Genomic DNA, 3,721 nt, shown 5'->3' with positions numbered 1-3,721 from the left:
GCTGGCCGCTGGAATGGTCCGAGATCATCATCATCTTCGTGCCGATCTTCCTGCCATTGCTGCATATTTTCGAGATCGACCCGCTGTTCTTCGGCATTCTTGTGGCATTGAACCTTCAGACCAGCTTCCTGACGCCGCCCATGGCGATGTCGGCCTATTACCTCAAGGGGATCGCGCCGCCCCAAGTGCGGCTGACGCAGATTTTCGCCGGCGTCATGCCGTTCCTGGCGTGTGTCCTGCTGTCGATGGTGCTGATGTACCTTTATCCGCAGATCGTCTTCTATCTGCCGGAACTGTTCTATGGCAACTGATCGCCACCGGGGGAATGCGGCCGGTTCGCTTGTCGCGCTCGGCGCGCTGGAGTTGCGCGACCGGCTCGCCTCGGGCGCGCTGCGGTCGATCGAACTGGCCGAGGCATGTATCGCGCGCATCGAGGAGCGCGAGGAGGCGCTGCGCGCCTGGGCCTTCTTCGATGCCGACTTCGTCCGCCAACAGGCCCGCCGGCTGGATGCGCATCGCGCCTCGGGCAAGGCCATCGGTGCGCTGCACGGTCTTCCCGTCGCCATCAAGGACATCATCGACACGTGCCGCATGCCGACCGGGAACGGCTGCGTGCTCGATGAGGGGCGGGTGCCCGCCTGCGATGCATTCGTCGTCGACCGGCTCAAACAGGCCGGCGCGGTGATCATGGGCAAGACGGCAACCGCCGAACTGGCCTATCGCCATCCCCCAGCGACCCGCAATCCGCACAACCCCGAGCACACGCCGGGCGGGTCGTCCTCGGGATCGGCGGCGGCCGTCGCCGATCAGATGGTGCCGCTGGCAATCGGAACGCAAACCGTCGGCTCGGTGATCAGGCCCGCCTCCTATTGCGGCGTGACCGGCTACAAACCGAGCTTTGGCGCCATCCCCCGCACCGGTGTTCTCATGCAGTCGCCGACGCTCGATACGATTGGCGTGTTCGCCGCCGATGTCACCGGGGCGGCGCTTCTGGCCGAATGCCTGTTCGGCCATGACCGGAACGATCCGGCGACCGGCCCGGCGCCGCCGCCGCGGCTGATTGAAACGGCGCGGTCGCAGCCGCCGGTGACGCCGACCCTGGCCATCGTCCGTCCGCCGGGCTGGGAGGAGGCCGATGCCGATCTGCGCGATGCGTTCGATGAACTGGAAACGGCGCTCGGCGAGCAGGTGTTTGCCGTGACCTTGCCCGCGCCCTTCGCCGAGGCGGGCCGGGAGCAGGAGCGGATCCATTTCGCCGAGATGGCTCGCCATTTTCACCGTTATTGGCGCGACGGGGCGGACCGTCTGGGCGGCGCAACCCGCGAGGCGATCGAGACCGGCAATGGCGTCATGGCGCGCGATTACCTGGCCGCGCTCGATTGGCGTCCGGTGCTCAATGCGGGATTGGGTGAGATTTTTTCCCGCTGCGATGCGATCGTCTGCCCGGCGGCGACCGGGCCTGCGCCCCATGGGCTGGACTGGACCGGCAGTTCGATCTTTAATGGCCTTTGGACGCTCTGCGGCACGCCCGCGATAACCGTGCCGCTGATGACAGCGGCGAGCGGGCTGCCGATGGGTGTTCAGCTTGTGGGCGCACAGGGTAACGATGCAAGGCTGCTGCGTACGGCACAGTGGCTATGCGACTGGGCGGAACGGTAACGAAAAGGAAACGCGAACAGCCATGGACCGCTTACTTGCCCTGATCGCCTTTGCGTTTCTTGCCGCTTTTCTCGGCATTCTGGGATGGGCCCTGCCAAGCCCCGCGCTGGTGGCCGTGATCGCTCTGACGGTCGCGCTGGCCGCCTTCGACTTCATCGGATCGAGCGGCAAAAACTCCTAGTTGTTCAGTCCCGGCATTTGATTGGCTGGCTTGAGTCCGAATCGTTCGGGCTCGCTTGTCAAGCGCTGCAGATGAACCCGTAGGGTGTTAAGCCCTTTAGTGTCTTGAGCCGGCGGGCGAAATTATAGGCGTCGATGAAGTCCCGAAGGTGCCGGCGCAATTGGTCGTGATCGTCGTAGTGGAATCGCTTGACGGTGGCGTCCCCGGATCAAGTCCGAGGACAAGCATGGAAGTAGCTGGTCGGGTACCTTTTGAACTTCTTCTTGGCCGGCTTATCGCCATCGACATCGGGCGGACGGGAGATGCCGTGGCGCTTGGAAAATGCCCTCAGGCTTTCTTGACTATTTTGTATCACTCAACGCACCGCCTCCCTCCTCCGGGTTGGGCTTCACCCGCCCCAGGGCAGCCCATGTGGCGCTCCCGTGAAGAACCTGTCCCATAGGGCCTCCTTCCATGCCGCCGAAAAGACTGCACCATCAAAACTCGGCATCAAGCAAATAGAAAGCATTGGCGGCCGGCGCCCTTCGAGCCCGCGCTTCCTGCGGCGTTTCGCCGTAGGTCTTGCGGAACCAGCGGATGAAATGAGAACAGTCCGAAAATCCGCATTCGAATGCGATTTCGGTAATGGTTCGACTTGAATTGAGAACGCGCCACCGCCCGTGTTTCAACCGGATCGCGCGCCAGATCGCGGCGGGAGAGGCCTGGGACCGGGCGCGAAACGCGCGGTTCAACTGGCTGACGCTCAAACCGATCCGCGATGCGATATCGGCAATGGTGCCGGTCTGGGACAGGTTCTGGCGCATGATCTTCACCGCGCGCTCGACACGGTAATCTCCGCATGTCTCCAACTCGTCAAAGGGCAGGCGCGGCGTGTGAAACGCCGCCCGGTGTTCGTCCACGATCATATCCGCCAGCCCCTTGGTCGCACGCGCGCGTCCACAGCAACGGGAGATTATCTCGACAGCAACATCAATCGCCGCGGTCCCCCCGGGGCAGGTGATGATATTGTCGTCGATCACGAATATCTCGTGGGTTGTCGTGCGCACCGAAGGGTGGCGGCGCCGAAATTCTTCACCGTGGCGGAAATGTACGGCGCAGCGTTTCCCGTCCAGCAATCCCGCCTCGGCCAAGGTGAAGCTGCCCGTACACAATCCAACGATCAGCTTTTTCCGATCGCTGGCCCGGCGCAGAAAATCCAATGTCTCCTCAGGGTGCTTGGCGGAAACCGGCAGCAATCCCCCGACGAGCACGATGCAATCATAGGCGTCCGGGTCGGGGAACAGTTTCCAGGGCCGGATCTCCGCGCCGCCGCTCGACGGGACAGGCTCCAGCGTTGGGCCGACGATCTCCCATTGGCAATAGATCTGGCGGCTGCGGTCTCCCTCGTCGGCCGCATGCCGCAGCGTGTCCATGAAACCCGAAAAAGGCAGCAGCGTGAACTGCTGCGACAAGACAAACGCCACCCTGAGATCGGGGCCGGGCTGGAGAACGTGTAAATCAGCGCCATCGACCATTTGTTCCATCTTTCGCACTCGGCATCCTATGACAAGCCCGCCCTATCCCCCAGAGTCCATCGGGTCAAACCAATTGGAGAATGGACATGCCTTGGCCCGGAACGCTCGACATTGTGGGCGCGCACGCCGAAGGAGAGGTCGGACAGGTGATCACGCATGGCGCGCCGGACATTCCCGGCAACACCGTGCTCGACAAGATGAACCACATCGCCGACGTCGATGACAGCCTGGTGCGCTTTACGTTGCTTGAGCCGCGCGGAGCCGCGCAGGTGTCGGTCAATCTTCTGTTGCCGCCGACACGCGATGACGCCGATGCCGCTTTCATTCCGATGCAGCCGGACGGGCCGCACGCCATGTCCGGATCGAA

General features: G+C 63.2%; 5 protein-coding genes and 1 pseudogene. 4 read left to right on the top strand and 2 right to left on the bottom strand.

Annotated elements, in window-relative coordinates; translation table 11 throughout:
• The 3 genes from AC5E6L_RS12470 to AC5E6L_RS12460 form a co-directional block, all read left to right on the top strand.
• Positions 1–311, top strand: a 311-nt coding sequence (locus AC5E6L_RS12470) for a TRAP transporter large permease subunit (protein WP_491773685.1), incomplete at its 5' end; no start/stop codon positions are given.
• Positions 301–1,659 carry an amidase gene (locus tag AC5E6L_RS12465; protein ID WP_491773683.1) on the top strand — a complete coding sequence of 453 codons (1,359 nt, stop codon included), beginning with the start codon at positions 301–303 and terminating at the stop codon, positions 1,657–1,659. The genes AC5E6L_RS12470 and AC5E6L_RS12465, both read left to right, overlap by 11 nt.
• Before the next feature lie 22 nt (positions 1,660–1,681).
• Entirely contained in the window at positions 1,682–1,840 is a 159-nt protein-coding gene (locus AC5E6L_RS12460; RefSeq protein ID WP_491228841.1) for a hypothetical protein, read from the top strand.
• On the opposite strand, the pseudogene AC5E6L_RS12455 reads toward AC5E6L_RS12460, so the two are convergent.
• A pseudogene (locus tag AC5E6L_RS12455) lies at positions 1,837–2,042 on the bottom strand (IS3 family transposase); the annotation flags it as partial. The gene AC5E6L_RS12460 and the pseudogene AC5E6L_RS12455 overlap by 4 nt on opposite strands.
• Positions 2,043–2,316: 274 nt before the next feature.
• Positions 2,317–3,363: a GlxA family transcriptional regulator gene (locus AC5E6L_RS12450; RefSeq protein ID WP_491773680.1), complete on the bottom strand. Its 1,047-nt coding sequence runs from the start codon at positions 3,361–3,363 to the stop codon at positions 2,317–2,319.
• 77 nt (positions 3,364–3,440) lie between these two features.
• On the opposite strand from AC5E6L_RS12450, the gene AC5E6L_RS12445 reads away from it, so the two are divergent.
• Positions 3,441–3,721, top strand: a 281-nt coding sequence (locus AC5E6L_RS12445) for a proline racemase family protein (RefSeq protein WP_491773678.1), incomplete at its 3' end; no start/stop codon positions are given.

This window comes from Roseitalea sp. (assembly GCF_984466335.1).
The sequence above is the reverse complement of the archived record's forward strand: the minus strand, read 5'-3'. Positions and strand labels throughout refer to the sequence as shown.